Genomic DNA, 15,481 nt, shown 5'->3' on the forward strand with positions numbered 1-15,481 from the left:
CAGGCGGCGGGCTGCCGGACCAGGCATCACGCTCCGGCAGCCGCACGCCGGATCGCGTCGAGTGTGCGCGCCACGTCGTCGTCGGTCGTGGACCAGTTGCTCACCGAGATCCGCATGACGCGACGGCCGTGCCAGGTGGAGCCGCTGATCCATGCCGTGCCGTCGTCGAGCAGCCGGGTGAGCACCTGTTCCGTGCGTTCGTCGTTGCCGAACTCGGCGCAGACCTGGGTGAATACAACGTCGTTGAGGACCGTCGCCCCGTCGATCCCGGCGATACCGGTGGCGAACGAGGAGGCGTGTCGGCACAGCCGATCGACCAGGTCGGCCACGCCCGACCGGCCCAGCGACCTGAGCGCGGCCCACACGGTGAAGGCTCGGCCGCGCCGGGAGAGTTCGGGGACCTTGTCGATGGGGTCGCCGTGTTCGTCCTGGATGAGGTAGTCGCCGTGCAGGCCCATCGCTGCCCGGACCGCGGACGCGTCGCGCACGATGGCGAGGCCGCAGTCGTAGGGAACGTTCAGGGTTTTGTGGGCATCCGTCGCCCAGGAGTCGGCACGTGCGCAGCCCGCCGTCAGATGTGCGTATGTCGGTGAGGTGGCCGCCCACAGACCGAAGGCGCCGTCGATGTGCACCCATGCGTCTGCCTCACGCGCGGCGGTGATCGTCTCGGCGAAGGGGTCGAAGGCACCGGAGTGGATGTCTCCCGCCTGGAGGATCACCATCGTCGCCCGCTGCCCGCCGACCGCCAGGGCGTGCCGCAGAGCCTCGGGCTCGATGCGTCCCTGCTCGTCGGACTTCACCAGTTCGGGTTCGCCGAGACCCAGGTAGCGCAGCGCCAGGTCGATGGCCATGTGGCGGTCCTCGCCGACGACGACGTGTACGGGTGGCCCGCCTGCCAGCCCGTCTCGGGCGACGTTCCATCCTGCGCGCCGCAGCACCGCGTCGCGCCCGGCGGCGAGGCAGGTGAAGTTCGCCATCGTGGCACCGGTGGTGAAGCCGACGGCGCTGCCGGCCGGCAGGCCCAGCACATCGAGCAGCCACGTGCCGGCGATATCTTCCGCCGCCGTGTGAGCGGGCGAGACGGAGCGCATGACGGAGTTCTGGTCCCAGGCACTGACCAGCCAGTCGGCGGCCAGCGCGGCCGGTTCGCTGCCACCGACCACGAATCCGTAGAAGCGGCCACTGGGAAACGCGGTGAGCCCGGGCTCGCATGCGGTGGCCATCAGCTCGACGACGTCGGCGGGGGTGCTCGGACCGTCCGGCAGCTCGGCTCCGAGCGCTTGCACGATCTCGTCGACCGAGGCGCGGGCCGGAACCCGGCGATCGGACAAGCTGGCCAGCCAGCGGACGGCATGGTCGTACGCCCGTTGCAGCGCTGCCTCGCGCGCGTCCATGCCTCGGACTATGAGACAGGTGCCGCCGCCACGCAAGCCAGGAGCGCACGGTCCGTCCCGATGGGGAAGCTACGGCTGTCGGACGGCTGCGCGCTGCCGGGCGGTTCGTACGGCGGCGGAGAGGTGGGCGATGTCGTACGCGCCGTGGTGGCGTACGCCGTTGATGAAGAAGGTCGGTGTCCCGGACACACCGCTGAGGTCGGCGGATTCCACGTCCTCGGCCACCCGCCCTGCGCCCGCTCGCTTGCGCAGGTCGCGCCGGAAACGCTGGGCGTCCAGGCCGATCTCCGACGCGTGGCGGACGAGGTCGGACGGCCGCAGGGCGTCCTGGTGTTCGAAGAGGAGGTCGTGCATCCGCCAGAAGGCGTCCTGGGCGGCCGCCGCCTCGGCAGCTTCCGCCGCCAGCTGGGCCCGGGGGTGGACGTCCGGAAGGGGCAGGTGCCGCCAGACGTAGCGGACGTCCCCGAAGTCGGCGAGGAGGGCGCGGACGACGGGTTCCGCCTGACCGCAGTAGGGGCATTCGAAGTCGCCGTACTCGACCACGGTCACCGGAGCGTCCGGGCGCCCGCGGATGTGGTCGCGTTCGGGGTCGACCGGCGCGGCCAGGTCGACGATGCCGTCCGCCGCGCCCAGCAGCGCACGAATCTGCGTGCGCCGCGGCAGCAGCCGGATCACGGCCGTGACCGCCCAGGTGAGAGCGAAGGCAGTAACGACCGCGCCGAGGATGCCGAGCTTCGCCTCTTCCAGCTGATTGCCGGTGAAGGCAAGGGTCGCGATCAGCAGGGACACGGTGAATCCGACGCCCGCGATGGTGCCGCCGGCCGCCGTCGCGCCCCAGCCGACCGGCGGGCGCACCCGTCCGTGGCTGACGCGGCTCGCCAGCCACGATGTACCGAGGACCGCGACCGGCTTGCCCAGGACGAAGCCGAGCAGGATGCCGAGCGTGACCGGCGAGTTCACGGCGCGCGACAGCTGCTCGGTGCCGATGGGGATGCCGGTATTGGCGAGCGCGAACAGCGGCACGATCACGTAGCTGGTCCACGGGTGGAACATCCGCTGCAGCCGCGCGTTCGGCGAGATGGCCGACGCCAGTCCCTGGCGTACCGACCGCTCCAGCTCCGGTGTCGGCTGCTCACGGAACAGCCGGAACAGGCCGCTCGCGCGTTCCAGGTCGCTGCGGGCTGCCGGATACGCGTAGGTGAGCAGCCCGACGGCCAGACCGGTGACGACAGGGTCGATGCCGGACTTCAGCAGTGCCGTCCATGTCGCGATGGCGAGCAACGCGTACACCGCACCTGGGCGGACCCCGACGGCCCGCAGCAGCAGAATGGCGCCGAAGATGCCCAGTGCCACCAGGAGGGCGGGCACGGCGATGCGGTCGCTGTAGGCGACCGCGATGACGCCGAGCGCGACGAAGTCGTCGACGACGGTGACGGTGAGGATGAACGCGCGCAGACCCGTCGGCAGGCGCGAGCCGAGGAGGGCGAGCATGCCCAGGGCGAACGCGGTGTCCGTGGACATCGCGGCGCCCCAGCCGTGTACCGAGGAGTGGCCGCTGTTGATGCCGAGAAAGACGGCCACCGGTACGAGCATGCCGGCGACGCCGACGAGCAGCGGCAGCTTCACGCGTCGCCGTTCGCGCAGTTCCCCCATGTCGAACTCGCGGCGCGCCTCGAGCCCGACGACGAAGAAGAACAGCGTCATCAGACCGTTGTTGACCCACCCGCGCAGGTCGAGCGAGACGCCGTGGGACCCCAGCTGGAGCGAGAGGTGCGTGCCCCAGAAGGTTTCGTACGAGCCCGGCCCGATGTTTGCCCAGGCGAGCGCCGCCACCACCGCGGCCAGCAGGAAAACGGCACTGCCCGTCTCGGTCCGCAGGAAGTCGCGCCACGGCGTCCGCAGGTTGTCGTCGCAGACGGTCTGCCCGGCCATGCCGGGAGCCGCTGGAGGTTCGGTCACGTCGTGATTCTCTCCCGCATCCAGCGGCAGAGCCTTGGTGAAGGCCGGTCCGTCGGTACGGCGTCGTGCTCCTATCCTGGTCTGGAGGGTCCGACTCGCGGCACGCGAGGAGGGAGCCGCGGTGGCTGAGCAGATCACCGGCAGTGAGCAGGCGATCGGGCAGGCGATTGAGCAGGCGAGGGACGCTGTCGCCCGCGAGGCATGGGCCGATGCCTACGCAGCCCTGCACGACATCGACCCCGACCGCATGACCCCTGACGCCTTCACCGCACTCGCCGACGCCGCCTGGTGGACCAGCCGTGTCGACGAATCGATCGCCGCGCGGACAAAGGCCTACTCCGGCTTTGTGGCGGCGGGCGCCGCCCGGCAGGCCGGATTCAGCGCCTGGATGCTCTTCTACGAGCATCAGCTGGCGGGACGTACCGCGACGGCCGCCGGCTGGCTGGGCCGGGCGCGGCAGCACCTCGGCAGCGAGCCCGAGTGCGTCGAGCAGTGCTATCTCGCCTGGGTCGAGACAGAGGAGGCACAGCAGCGTGGCGCGTTCGACGAGGCCATGGGCTCTGCCCGCCGCATGGCCGGCATCGCGCGGCGCTGCGGCAGCCAGGATCTCCTCGCCATGAGCGCCCAGGCGCAGGCGAGTGTGCTGCTGGCCCAGGGGCGGATCGCCGGTGGGCTCGCACTGCTCGACGACGCCATGTGCTCGGCCATGGCGGGGGAGCTCAGCTCGTTCTTCACGGGGTGGATCTACTGCCTGGGCCTTCAGCACTGCATGGCCTCCGCCGACCTGGAACGCGCTGTCGAGTGGACCGATGCCGCGATGGCGTGGTGCGCGTCGATGCCGGAGGAGAACAACTTCCGGGGTCTGTGCCGGGTACACCGGGCTGAGGTGCTCGAACTGTGCGGTGACTGGCCTCGGGCCGAGACCGAGGCCGTTCTGACCTGCAGGGAGCTGTTGCCTTACGAGCGGAGGATCGCCGCTGAGGCGTTCTACCTGACCGCAGGCATCCAGCGGCGTCGCGGCGATCTGGTCGCCGCAGAGGCGTCGTACGACCGCGCGCACGAACTCGGCCGCGACCCGCAGCCAGGTCTTGCGCTGCTGCGCCTGGCCCAGGGCAAGGCCGACTCATCCGCTGCCGCCCTGCGGCTCGCGCTGGCGGCCGGGGACGGCGGGGACAGCGGTGGCCCCGGCCGCCTCGGGCGCTGTCGGCTGCTCGCGGCAGAGGCCGAGGTCTCGCTCGCCCTCGGACAGCTCGACCAGGCCCGTACGGCGGCGGACGAACTGGAGTCGACCGCTCGCGCGTGGCAGCAGCGGCGCGAGTCCGAGACCACCGTGCTGCACGCGATCGCCGCGGGGGCGGGCGGCGCCGTGGCATTCGCCGAGCGTGACCTCGAGCGTTCGCTGCCCCTGCTGCACCGGGCGCTGTCGCTGTGGCTGGAACTGGGAGTTCCGTACGAGGCTGCGCAGGTGCGTATGACCCTCGCCGCCGCCGATCGCGCGGCGGGGGACGATGAAGGCGCGCGGCTCGAACTCCAGGCCGCGCACGCCGTCTTCGAGCGGCTGGGCGCAGTGCCTGATGCGCGGCGGGCGGCTGCCCCGCTCAGCACTCTGCGCCGGCGGCTCCCCGGCGAGCTCACCGAGCGGGAGGTCCAGGTGCTGCGCCTCGTCGCCGCGGGCCGGACCAACCGGTCCATCGCCTCCGAACTGGTGATCAGCGAGCACACGGTCGCCCGTCACCTCAACAACATCTTCGCGAAGCTCGACGTGTCGTCGAGGGCCGCGGCCACGGCGTACGCGTACACGCACGGGCTGGCGTGATCCCGTACGCGACACGGCGCATGGGCTGTTCCGCCCATGCCCGCTTCGGCGAGATGGGCGGTTCCGGCGATGAGGGGTGTTCGGCCCCGTGCCTACAACAGTGCTGTCCCCAACCCCGAAGATCCCCGAAGGTCCTGGAAGTCTCCGGAGATCCCTGAAGACGCGGAAAGCCGGTGGCGGCCATGACCACCTACACATCAGCCCTCGACGGCAAGCTGCTGGAGCGGCTGCAGGGGTCCGTACGCGGCGAGATCATCCAGCCCGGCGACACCGACTACGACGAGGCCCGCAAGGTCTACAACGCGATGCACGACAAGAGGCCGGCAATCATCGTCCGGGCCGTCGACGCGGGCGACATCATCGCCACCGTGGACTTCGCCCGGGAGCAGAATCTGCTGCTGGCGGTACGCGGCGGCAGCCACAGCGTCCCCGGCTACGGCACCTGCGACGGCGGCGTCGTGCTCGACCTCGGTCGCATGCGCGGGATCCGGGTCGACCCGGAGACGCGTACGGCTCGGGCCGAGGGCGGCTGCACCTGGGCCGACGTCAATCACGCCACGCACGCCTTCGGTCTGGCCACCACGGGCGGAATCGTGTCCAGTACCGGTATCGGCGGGCTGACCACGGGCGGGGGCATGGGCCATCTGGCCAGGCGCTGCGGGCTGGCCTGCGACAACGTGGTCTCGGCCGACCTGGTCACGGCCGACGGGTCCTTCCTGAACTGCACCGAGGAGCACAACGCCGACCTGCTCTGGGCGGTGCGCGGTGGAGGCGGGAACTTCGGGGTCGTCGCCTCCTTCGAGTACCGGCTGCACCCCGTGGCCGACATTCTCGGCGGGCCGACGTTCTACCCGCTCGACGGCGACGTGATACGGCGATACCGGGAACTGATCGCCGATTCCGACGAGAAGCTGGGCGCTCTGCTTGTCGTCGCGCTCGGCCCGCCGGTGCCGTTCCTTCCCGAGCGCTGGCACGGGCGGCCGATCTGCGGAGTGGTCACCTGCTGGAGCGGTCCCGAGGGTGAGGACGACCAGGTCCGAGCCCGTCTCGCCGACCTCGGTCCGGTCGTGGGGCAGTATGTCGAACGCATCCCGTATCCGGTGATCAACACACTCTTCGACGAACTGCTCCCCGCGGGCCTCTTCCACTACTGGAAGGGAACCTTCAGCCAGGGCCTGCCGGACGGAGCCGTCGACGCGTACGTCGAGTACGGCGCCACGACGCCCACCATCCAGAGCGCGACGGTGGTGTTCCCCATCGACGGCGCCTGCCACAGGGTGAAGCCCGAGGAGACCGCATTCACCTACCGGGACGCCGACTTCGCGACCGCGCTCAGCCCGACGCTCATGACCCGCGCCGACTGCGAGGCCAACGTCGGCTGGGCGCGCGCCTTTGCCGCGGCGCTCGAGCCCCACTCCATGGAGGGCGGCTACGTGAACTTCATGGACCACGACGACCAGGACCGTGTCCGGGCCAACTACCGTCAGAACTATGACCGTTTGACGGCGATCAAGCGGCGCTACGACCCCGGCAACCTGTTCCGCCTGAACCACAACATCGCTCCCTGACAGGCAGCCCGCGCCCGACCCAGGTGTCAGGGACGGCGGTTGTGGGTGCCGGGGGTGTAGGGCCTGTCGTTCGGATCTTGCCGGGCTCGCGTGCCCTGGCACGCACTCCCCCGTAGCCCTTCGGGCACGGGAGGTGCCCCCACGCCGCGTTGTCGTCAGTCGCCGACGCTCCGCGTCGGCTCCTTCCTCCGCCTTGCGATCGCACGCACCAGACCCCGCTCACTGTAGCCGCAGTGGTGGGCGACGGTGGCTACCAGCACGTCGTCCGCCAGCATGCGCATGGCGTGGTAGAGGCGTAGCTGGGTGCGCCACTGAGGGAACGTCATGCCGGTCGGCCACCGCTCAGCCGGAAGGTCATCTCGCGGATCGGTACCCCCGTTGACACTCTCCGTGTTCGGACGCTAACTTCTCGCGTCGTCGCCACACCAGGAGCACGAGGCTCCCCGGGACTAGCGACGCCGAAGGACGCTCTCCAGTTGACGACAGCGACCGAAACCATTGAGATTCAGTCCTGCACATCCGTCGCGACAGCGAACGAAGTCTTCGAGGTCAGGCCGTACACCCCCCATTGCCAGGTGATCTGTGCCGAGGGTGATCATGCCGTGATCGGCGTTTCGCCGGGCAACAGCTACTTTTCGGCCCAGCGCATAAACGATCTGGCCCGCTGGGGCCTCGAGTTCTTCCAGCAAGTCGACTTCGTCTACACCGATTTGCACGTCGCCGAAATGTACGAGGCATCCGGCTACACGCCCGACGACGCCCGCCGCAAGTACGTCAAGAACCTGCGCGGAGTGCGGGCCAAGGTGACCAACGCCGTTGAGACCATCGATCCCGAGGGCCGGCGGCTCAGGGCACATCCCATGTCGGCGTTCGTGGACAATCCGGCGTACCGGGAAATCCACGGCCACCTCCAGGACCGTCTGGCCTCGGACCCGGAATTCCGGGCAACCTGTGACGCGCTCGTGGATTCCTTCCTCTCCTCGAGGGTCCTGGGCGGGAAGGCCGCCACCGAGCGGCAGCGCGAGGTGTGCCTCGAATACGTCTGCGCCGAGGCCCCGTTGTTCCTGGACACCCCCGCCATCCTGGGGGTTCCCTCCTCTCTCAATTGCTACCACCAGCTGTTGCCGATGGCCGAGCTTCTCTATTCGCGCGGCTCCGGCCTGCGTGCGTCCCGCAACCAGGGACACGCCATCGTCACCCCCGCACAAGGAGAACCCGATGTCCATTGAGACGCTGCTCGACCCGACCACCGAGCCGCTGCTCGACTTCCCGTTCTCCTGGCGGGGCGACCAACTGCCGCACGAGCTGGAGGACTTGCGGGGGGAGCCCGTCAAGCGGGTCCGGACCATCGCAGGTGACAAGGCGTGGCTGGTCTCCTCCTATCCGCTGTGCAAGCAGGTCCTCGAGGACAGGCGGTTCAGCCTCAAGGACACCTCGGCTCCGGGTGTGCCCAGGCAGTACGCGCTGACGATCCCGCCGGAGGTCGTCAACAACATGGGCAACATCACCGGAGCCGGGCTGCGCAAGGCCGTGCTCAAGGCGCTGAACCCCAAGAGCGACGGTTTGGCCGAGTGGATGCGGTCGTACGCGGCCGAACTGATCGATGCCTTCATGGCGGAGGGAGCCCCGGCGGATCTGCGCGCAAGCTTCGCCGACCCGTACTCGGCGGCCATGCACTGCCACATCCTCGGCATCCCGCAACAGGACGCACCCTGTCTGATGCGCAGCCTGGACATCGCGTTCATGAACTCGGCCTGCCCCATCACCGGGGCGAAGCTGAACTGGGACCGCGACATGGCGTACATGGTGGAGCGCCTGGACGACCCATCAACCACCGGGCTGATGGCCGAGCTCGCCGCGCTGCGTCAGGACCCCGAGTACGCCCACCTGACCGACGAGATGCTCGCGACGGTCGGCGTGACCATGTTCGGAGCCGGAGTCATCTCCACCTCCGGCTTCCTGACCATGGCCCTCGTCTCCCTGATCCAGCACCCCGAGCTGAATGCCGAACTGCTCGCGGACCGCAGCAAGATCCCTGCCGCGGTCGACGAGCTGCTCCGCATCAACCTGTCGATCGGCGACGGGCTGCCTCGCCTTGCCCTCGAGGACGTCACGCTCGGGGACGTGCAGGTGAAGAAGGGCGAACTGGTCCTCGTTCTGGTCGAAGGCGCCAACTTCGATCCCCAGGCCTTCAGCGACCCGCACAAAGTGGACCTGGGCCGGGAGAACAACACGGCCCATCTGTCCTTCGGCGGCGGCCAGCACTACTGCCCCGCCACGGCGCTCGGCAAGAAGCACGCGGAGATCGCGCTCGAGACACTGCTCGACCGGACGCCGGAGCTCCAGCTCGCGGTGCCGATCGAACAGCTCGTGTGGCGGACCGGGTTCATGAAGCGGATACCCGAAAGACTCCCCGTCATGTGGTAGCAGCCTGACGCGAGGGTCCTCGCTCGCCCTCAGAGGGAGGACGAGCGAGGACCCTCGCACAACCGGCTGGAACAGCACACCCGATGAGGCACCTCAGGCGTCGGTTCGCCCGGCGGCCGGCTCACGCTGCCAGGTCGCGGAGACCGTGAAGTTCGCCTCCGTGGCGGCCTTGGCGATGACCACACCGGCCTCGGCCGTGATCCTGATGCCGAACTGGACGGACACCTCGTGCGGCGGGACTGCCGCGTTGCGCAGCTGTCCCACCACCGCGTCGACCGCGGGCCTAATCCGCGTCAGGGCACCCTGCAGCGTGTCCGCCGTGGTGCGCGCGACGTCATCGCCCCTTCCGACGCGCTCGATCACGGGCGCATCGTCCGGGATTTCCACCCATACGGTGCCTCCTCCGTCCAAGGGCACCTCCACCACCTCGGCCATGCCAGGACCTCCCCTGTTCCCGTACAGCTCGTCTCTCAACAGGCGTACTGTTCCTGCCTGTTGTGCCATGCTTACCAGAAGTGCACAGGCAACTCCGGAGCCGGGGAAGTACGGGAGCGAAGACGGGGGACGGCGGTCGTGGCCACTGATGCCGGCCGTGCACGAAGCGGCCCCACCAGCAGCCCGCTGGGCGCCGCGGTCGCGCGGGTGTGGGGTCGAGACGGCCGGCCCGTCGGCGGGGCGTTCCTGGCCGCGCCGCATCATCTGCTGACCTGCGCCCATGTCGTCAACATGGCGCTCGGCGCGCCGGGCGAGAGCACCAGGCGGCCCACGAGTGCGGTGATGGTGGACTTCCCGCTCCTTGCGCCCGGGGTCCGGCTGACGGCCGAGGTCGAGCACTGGGTGCCGCCCGGTACGGAAGCGCCCGAGGATGTCGCCGGCCTGCGTCTGGTGGATCCTCCACCGGTGACCGCCACGCCTGCTGCGCTCGTCGAGCCCAGGGACACCTTCGATCTCCGCGGAGTCGTGCTCGGCTTTCCCGCGCTCTCCGACAGCGGGGTCTGGAGCATCGGGCGGCTGCGTGGGCGACAGGCGCGCGGCTGGGTCCAGATCGACGTGGACGACACCAGCCAGTTCGACATCCGCAGGGGCTTCTCCGGCGTGCCCGTCTGGGACGCGGACCGCGCTGCCGCCGTTGGCGTGATCGTGACGGCCTGGCGCGGCTCGGGTATCCGTAGCGCCTACATGGTGCCGGCGGCCGGGTTGTTCGCTGCCTGGCCCGAGCTGCGCGCCATGGCCCAGCCGCCGTCACCGTTCCCCGGACTGCGGGCGTTCTCCGAGGCGGAGTCGGGTGTCTTCTTCGGACGCCAGGCACTCTCGCGCCGGATCGCCGGGCTGAGCCGCACCGCGCCGGTCGTCACGGTGATCGGCCCGTCGGGGGTGGGTAAGTCTTCGCTCGTCCGGGCGGGCGTACTGCCGCAGCTTCGGGAGGACTCCGAAGCGCTGGTCGTGACTGTGCGCCCGTCCGAGGCACGTACTCCTCTGCGGTCGCTCGCGCTCGCACTGGACCGCGCCGCCGCCCCCGAGCGGGACGCGGTCGACCGGCTCGGCCGGGTGAGCGCGCTGGCCGACCGACTGGTCCAGGGCGGGACGCGGGAGGTCGTGGCCGCCGTCCTGGAGCAGCGAGGGGCTGAGCGGCTGCTGATTGTCGTGGACCAGCTCGAAGAGATCTTCGCGAGCTCCGACGAGAATGTGGACGGTTTCGGCAGGGCACTCGCCGAAGCCGTGACGCCCGGGTCCCGGGTCCGGCTGCTCGGCGCGCTGCGCGCCGACTTCCTCGGCAACGCCCTGAAGCGGCCGCTGCTGCGTTTCCTGGTGGACGATCACCGGCTGGTGACGGTCGGCGAACTCGATGATCCCGAGCTGCGGCAGGCGATCATCGGGCCGGTCGAGGACATCCGCTCGGTGGCGTACGAGGAGGGCCTGGTCAGCCGCCTGATGGACGATGTCGGCTATGCCCCGGGCAGGCTTCCGCTCGTCCAGTTCACCTTGTCCCAGCTGTGGGAGCGTCAACGCGACGGTCTGCTGACCCACAGTGCGTACGACGAGCTGGGTGGTGTGCAGCACGCTCTCGCGCACCATGCCGAGCACGTCTGGAGCGGCCTGGACACGGCCGAACGAGCCATCGCTACACGGCTGTTGACGCAGCTCGTCCATCCGCTGCCCGACCGGATCTCGTTCACCCGGCGCTCCGCGGCCCGTACGGACTTCGACGATGCGACCTGGGCTCTCGCCGGGCGGCTGGCCACCGCCCGCGTGGTGGTCATCCGGGAGCTGGAGGATGCGCCACGGCCCGGCACCGACAGGGCGGACGGAGCACAACCAGGTGCGCGCCAGGGCCGGACCGGGGCGGAACAGGCCCAACTCGGCGTCGAGCTGGCGCACGAGTCGCTGATCACCCGCTGGGAGCGGCTGGACGGACTCGCGCGGCAGTACCGTGAATTCCGGATCTGGCAGGACGCCCTGCGGCGGCGGATCGACCTCTGGTACGCCGAAGGCCGCCCGAAGCGACGACTGCTGCCGTTCTCCGAGTCGCGCGAAGCACGCCGCTGGACGCAGGCGCACCCGCACGACATCGGTGCCGACGAGCGCGTCTATCTCGCGCTAAGCCGTCGTCGTCGGCGCACGCTGGCACTGCGGGCCGCCGCTGTGCTCACCGCGCTGGCCCTCGTGGGCGGGGTGCAATGGCGCAGCCAGCAGGAGAAGTTGACCGCCGGCGCTGCCCACTCCCTCGCCGCGGGCGCGGAGAAGCTGGAGCTGAGTGACGGGTACGGCGAGGCACAGCTCGCGCTGCGGGGCTACCGCACCGCCGCCACGAAAGAAACGCGTTACAGGATGCAGGCCAGCTACCAACAGATGCAGTCCGTGGACCTGCTGCTGGCCGACGCCGATACGCTCCGCAGCCAGAGCGACGCCGTGTCCGCGAAACGAGTGACGTCGGTGCGCAGCCAAGTGAGCGCGGACGGACGGACGATCGTCCTGCAGGTCCCTGATCTCAAGCCCGCTGTGTGGCGGCTGGGGGCGGATGGACGGAGCGTCGAGCGGCTGGCGCTCACCGGTGGCGATTCGCTGATCCAAGGCAACGTGCCGACCGTCGACGCGAGCGGGCGCCGTGCCGCCTTCGTCCACCCCGTCGGCCCAGCCATCGGCCTGCACGCCACGAAGAATCCGTGCAGCACACCGGGGTCGATGGAGTCGCTGCCGACGAAGCCTGAGGTCACCACGTGTCTGACGGTGTACGACACAGACTCGGGGCGGGTCGCACTGATCGTCCCGGTGCTGGGCATCGCGCGGATGGCATCAGTGGTGGCCATGAGTGTCGACCCGTCGGCCAAGGTGATCGGCCTGGTGGTCAGGACGAGCGCGACCGCCTGGTCCCTGCAGCGGCGCGACCTGGTGAGCGGCCGGCTGCTCGATGCACGCCCGCTCAAGGTCCAGGGCGACGAATTGACGGGCTTCTGGCTGGCACCGGGCGGTCAGTCGGCGACGGTGCTGACGCTGGCGCCCGGAAGCAACCGCTTCACCCGCCACATCCTCACGCACGTCGACCTCACGGGGGCCAAGGCGGCCGGACCGCCACGCATCCTGGCCCGGTTCGCCGTCGACGGCACGGTCGCTGTGTCGGGTGACGGCACCCGAATCGTCGCGGCACTCGCGCCGTCGGGCGACAAGGAGGGGACCGAGTACCGCATCTGGAACATCCGGACGGGCAGTCAGGTCGCCCGGTTGTCCGGTTTCGCGACCACGCTGGGCTCCGCCCACCTCGCCCTCGACCGGACAGGGCAGCGGCTGTATGCGTCCTCGCCCACCTACGACATCAGCCAGGTCCCGTCAGCGCAGCCCACCGACGTCGCGGACCAACTGGAAAAGGCCCGGGACATCACCGAGGCGCTCGAGGAGGCGACCACGGTACGGGTGTGGATCTGGCACGTCGGCGAGTCCGCGCTCCGGCAGACGGGGATGCGCCTTCCCCCGGAATGGCACTCGCTGCGCCCTCTCGGCGACGGCGGCGATGACAAAGCGCCGCTGGCTCTGTTCACCTTCGGCGCGATCGGACTTGTAGGGCCGGAGTCGGGGAAGACCGCGGAGTCCAGGCTCGGCCGGCAGCCCCTGCCGGCGTCGTCCCTCGACGCGGACAAGGGGGCGGAGCATCTGTGCGCCGCGCTGACGTCACCCGTGGAGTCCCACGCCGTACAGGAGCTGACCCCGGAGGGCGCGGCGGACGGGGACCTGTGCAGCTGACCGGCTGACCGCCGCTCACCCGTGCTGGACGACCAGCCTTTTACGGTCCGCGGGCTGATCCTGGTGATACGGCACGAGAGAGCGTGTCGCGGACAGGAGAACGATCATGGGGTCCCCGAGCCCAGTGACCACATCCGCCTGGGTGGTCGAGCGCCCCGGGCCGATCACGTCAGCCCCGCTGCGGCTGGTGGAGCGCCCGACGTCCGGGGCCGGCCCGAGCGAGCTGTTGCTGCGCGTGCGCACCTGCGGGGTGTGCCGGACCGACCTGCATCTGGCCGAGGGCGATCTCGCACCCCGCACCACAGGCTGCACGCCGGGTCACGAGGTCGTGGGCGAAGTGATCGCCGCCGGTCCGGCCGTCCGGGACTTCCGCGTCGGTGACCGGGTGGGCGCGGCCTGGCTGGCCGGAACCTGTGGACTGTGCCCCTTCTGCCGCAGCGGGCGGGAAAACCTGTGCCCCCACTCCCGGTACACCGGATGGGACATCCACGGCGGCTACGCCGATCACATGCTCGTGGACGCGCGCTTCGTCTACCGCCTGCCGGAAGGGTGGAGTGACGAGGACGCCGCACCCCTGCTGTGCGCCGGCATCATCGGCTACCGGGCGCTGCAGCGGGCCGAACTCCTGCCCGGCGGCCGGCTCGGCATTTACGGATTCGGCGCCTCCGCGCATCTGACCGCGCAACTCGCCATCGCCCGGGGTGCCCACGTCCACGTCGTCACCCGCTCGCCGCCGGCGCAGCGGCTGGCGCTGGAGCTGGGCGCGGCGTCCGCCGGCGAGGGCGCGCCCCCGGAGCCGCTGGATGCCGCGATCCTGTTCGCACCGGCCGGGCGCCTGGTGCCGGTGGCGCTGGCGGCGCTGGACCGCGGCGGCACACTCGCGATCGCCGGAATCCATCTGAGTGCCATGCCGCCGCTCGACTACGACCAGCACCTGTTCCAGGAGCGGACCGTGCGCAGCGTCACCGCCAACACGCGCGAGGACGGCCGCGCCTTCCTCGCCGAGGCGGCGCGGCTGCGCCCCACGGTGCGGGTCACCCGCTATCCGATGCGACGGGCCGACCAGGCCCTGGCGGATCTGGCGGCCGGACGGATCACCGGGGTGGCCGTGCTCGTCACGTAAACGATCTCGACGCCGGGGTGGGCCGACGCAGCTCGCACCGGTGGTCCCACCCCCGTGGGGACCACCGGTGCGATCCGCACAGCGTCAGGTGCAGGTGGGGACACCCTCCAACCATGCAGGCCCCTGGATATAGATGTTGGTGACCCATGCCTTGTAGTCGGGCAGGTACGACCAGGCGTCGTTGGTGTAGCCGTCGGAGGTGACGACCTCGGCGTGCTTCTGGCAGGCGATGCGGACCGTCGTGGCCTGGGGGAAGGCGTAGACACGCGCACTCGCCTTGGACGGTTCGGCCTTGGTCCACACGCCGGTGCCCCACGTCCGGAAGACGTTCCCGGTCACCGGTCCGGTGTTGACGCGGACCGCTCCGAAGTAGTCACCGTTCAGCCGCACATCGCTGACCATGAGCTTGGTCCCCGACTGCTTGGCCTCCACCATCTTGCCCGCGCCGAGGTAGATGGCGATGTGGTGCAGTTGCTTGGAGGTGCCCCAGGCCAGCAGGTCGCCGGGGAGCAGCGGGGCGGTGCCCTGGTCGGCGGTGAAGCGTTCGGCCGCGCGGACGGTGTAGTACTGCGCGCTGGCCACGCCGTTGAGGATGTCCGAACCGGCAGCCTGCGCATAGGCGTAGCGGACCAGACCGGAGCAGTCGAAGCCGAGCCGCTCGGGGTCGTGCTCACTTGCCGGGTCGGTGGGGTCCACCTGGCCGTACGTGGCGCCGGGCGCGGAACCGTGTCCGCCGCCCCACGTGTACCAAACGCCTGCCGCGACCTGGGCGCAGGCGGCTCGCACTGCCCACTCGGCCGCCTCGGAGGCGCCTGGCGCCAGGACGGCGCATTCGCTGCCGGCGGCCGTGGTCCGACCGGCCGCGGCGGCGGTGGGTGCCGTATGGGCGGCCGCGGCCGCGGGCGCCCACACGGCCAGTAACAGTAGTCCGATGAGTGTGCTGATTAGTCCAGTGCGG

At 70.3% G+C, this 15,481-nt stretch carries 10 protein-coding genes and 1 pseudogene; 6 read left to right on the plus strand and 5 right to left on the minus strand.

Annotation, left to right across the window (positions count from 1 at the left end; translation table 11 throughout):
• Positions 1-26: 26 nt before the first annotated feature.
• Together ABZS64_RS19655 and nhaA are read right to left on the minus strand one after the other, a co-directional pair.
• Entirely contained in the window at positions 27-1,394 is a 1,368-nt protein-coding gene (locus tag ABZS64_RS19655) for a pyridoxal-dependent decarboxylase (RefSeq protein ID WP_355830841.1), read from the minus strand.
• A 69-nt stretch (positions 1,395-1,463) separates the two neighbouring features.
• Complete coding sequence (gene nhaA, locus ABZS64_RS19660; protein WP_355831012.1) at positions 1,464-3,326, minus strand: Na+/H+ antiporter NhaA; 1,863 nt, start codon at positions 3,324-3,326, stop codon at positions 1,464-1,466.
• Between the two features lie 148 nt (positions 3,327-3,474).
• Between nhaA and ABZS64_RS19665 the strand changes: the two genes are divergently transcribed.
• Entirely contained in the window at positions 3,475-5,169 is a 1,695-nt protein-coding gene (locus ABZS64_RS19665) for a LuxR C-terminal-related transcriptional regulator (protein ID WP_355830843.1), read from the plus strand.
• A gap of 182 nt (positions 5,170-5,351) precedes the next feature.
• A complete protein-coding gene (locus tag ABZS64_RS19670) occupies positions 5,352-6,737 on the plus strand; it encodes an FAD-binding oxidoreductase (protein WP_355830846.1) in 1,386 nt (461 codons plus the stop codon).
• Between the two features lie 221 nt (positions 6,738-6,958).
• Here ABZS64_RS19670 and ABZS64_RS19675 read toward each other — a convergent pair.
• A pseudogene (locus ABZS64_RS19675) lies at positions 6,959-7,066 on the minus strand (AraC family transcriptional regulator); the annotation flags it as partial.
• Between the two features lie 147 nt (positions 7,067-7,213).
• Between ABZS64_RS19675 and ABZS64_RS19680 the strand changes: the two are divergent.
• Both ABZS64_RS19680 and ABZS64_RS19685 read left to right on the plus strand, forming a co-directional pair.
• Entirely contained in the window at positions 7,214-7,966 is a 753-nt protein-coding gene (locus tag ABZS64_RS19680; RefSeq protein ID WP_355830849.1) for a tRNA-dependent cyclodipeptide synthase, read from the plus strand.
• Positions 7,956-9,164, plus strand: coding sequence for a cytochrome P450 (locus tag ABZS64_RS19685; protein WP_355830852.1), 1,209 nt, complete (start codon positions 7,956-7,958; stop codon positions 9,162-9,164). The genes ABZS64_RS19680 and ABZS64_RS19685 overlap by 11 nt, the downstream gene beginning before the upstream one ends.
• Positions 9,165-9,257: 93 nt before the next feature.
• On the opposite strand, the gene ABZS64_RS19690 is transcribed toward ABZS64_RS19685, so the two are convergent.
• Complete coding sequence (locus tag ABZS64_RS19690; RefSeq protein WP_355830855.1) at positions 9,258-9,599, minus strand: CU044_2847 family protein; 342 nt, start codon at positions 9,597-9,599, stop codon at positions 9,258-9,260.
• A 138-nt stretch (positions 9,600-9,737) separates the two neighbouring features.
• Between ABZS64_RS19690 and ABZS64_RS19695 the strand changes: the two genes are divergently transcribed.
• Together ABZS64_RS19695 and ABZS64_RS19700 are read left to right on the plus strand one after the other, a co-directional pair.
• Entirely contained in the window at positions 9,738-13,400 is a 3,663-nt protein-coding gene (locus ABZS64_RS19695; protein WP_355830857.1) for an AAA family ATPase, read from the plus strand.
• 103 nt (positions 13,401-13,503) lie between these two features.
• Complete coding sequence (locus tag ABZS64_RS19700) at positions 13,504-14,523, plus strand: zinc-dependent alcohol dehydrogenase family protein (protein ID WP_355831015.1); 1,020 nt, start codon at positions 13,504-13,506, stop codon at positions 14,521-14,523.
• Between the two features lie 84 nt (positions 14,524-14,607).
• On the opposite strand, the gene ABZS64_RS19705 is transcribed toward ABZS64_RS19700, so the two are convergent.
• Positions 14,608-15,435, minus strand: a complete 828-nt coding sequence (locus ABZS64_RS19705) for an NlpC/P60 family protein (protein ID WP_355830860.1) — start codon at positions 15,433-15,435, stop codon at positions 14,608-14,610.
• Between the last annotated feature and the right edge of the window lie 46 nt (positions 15,436-15,481).

Source organism: Streptomyces sp. NPDC005408, from assembly GCF_040606445.1.
Lineage (GTDB): Bacteria > Actinomycetota > Actinomycetes > Streptomycetales > Streptomycetaceae > Streptomyces.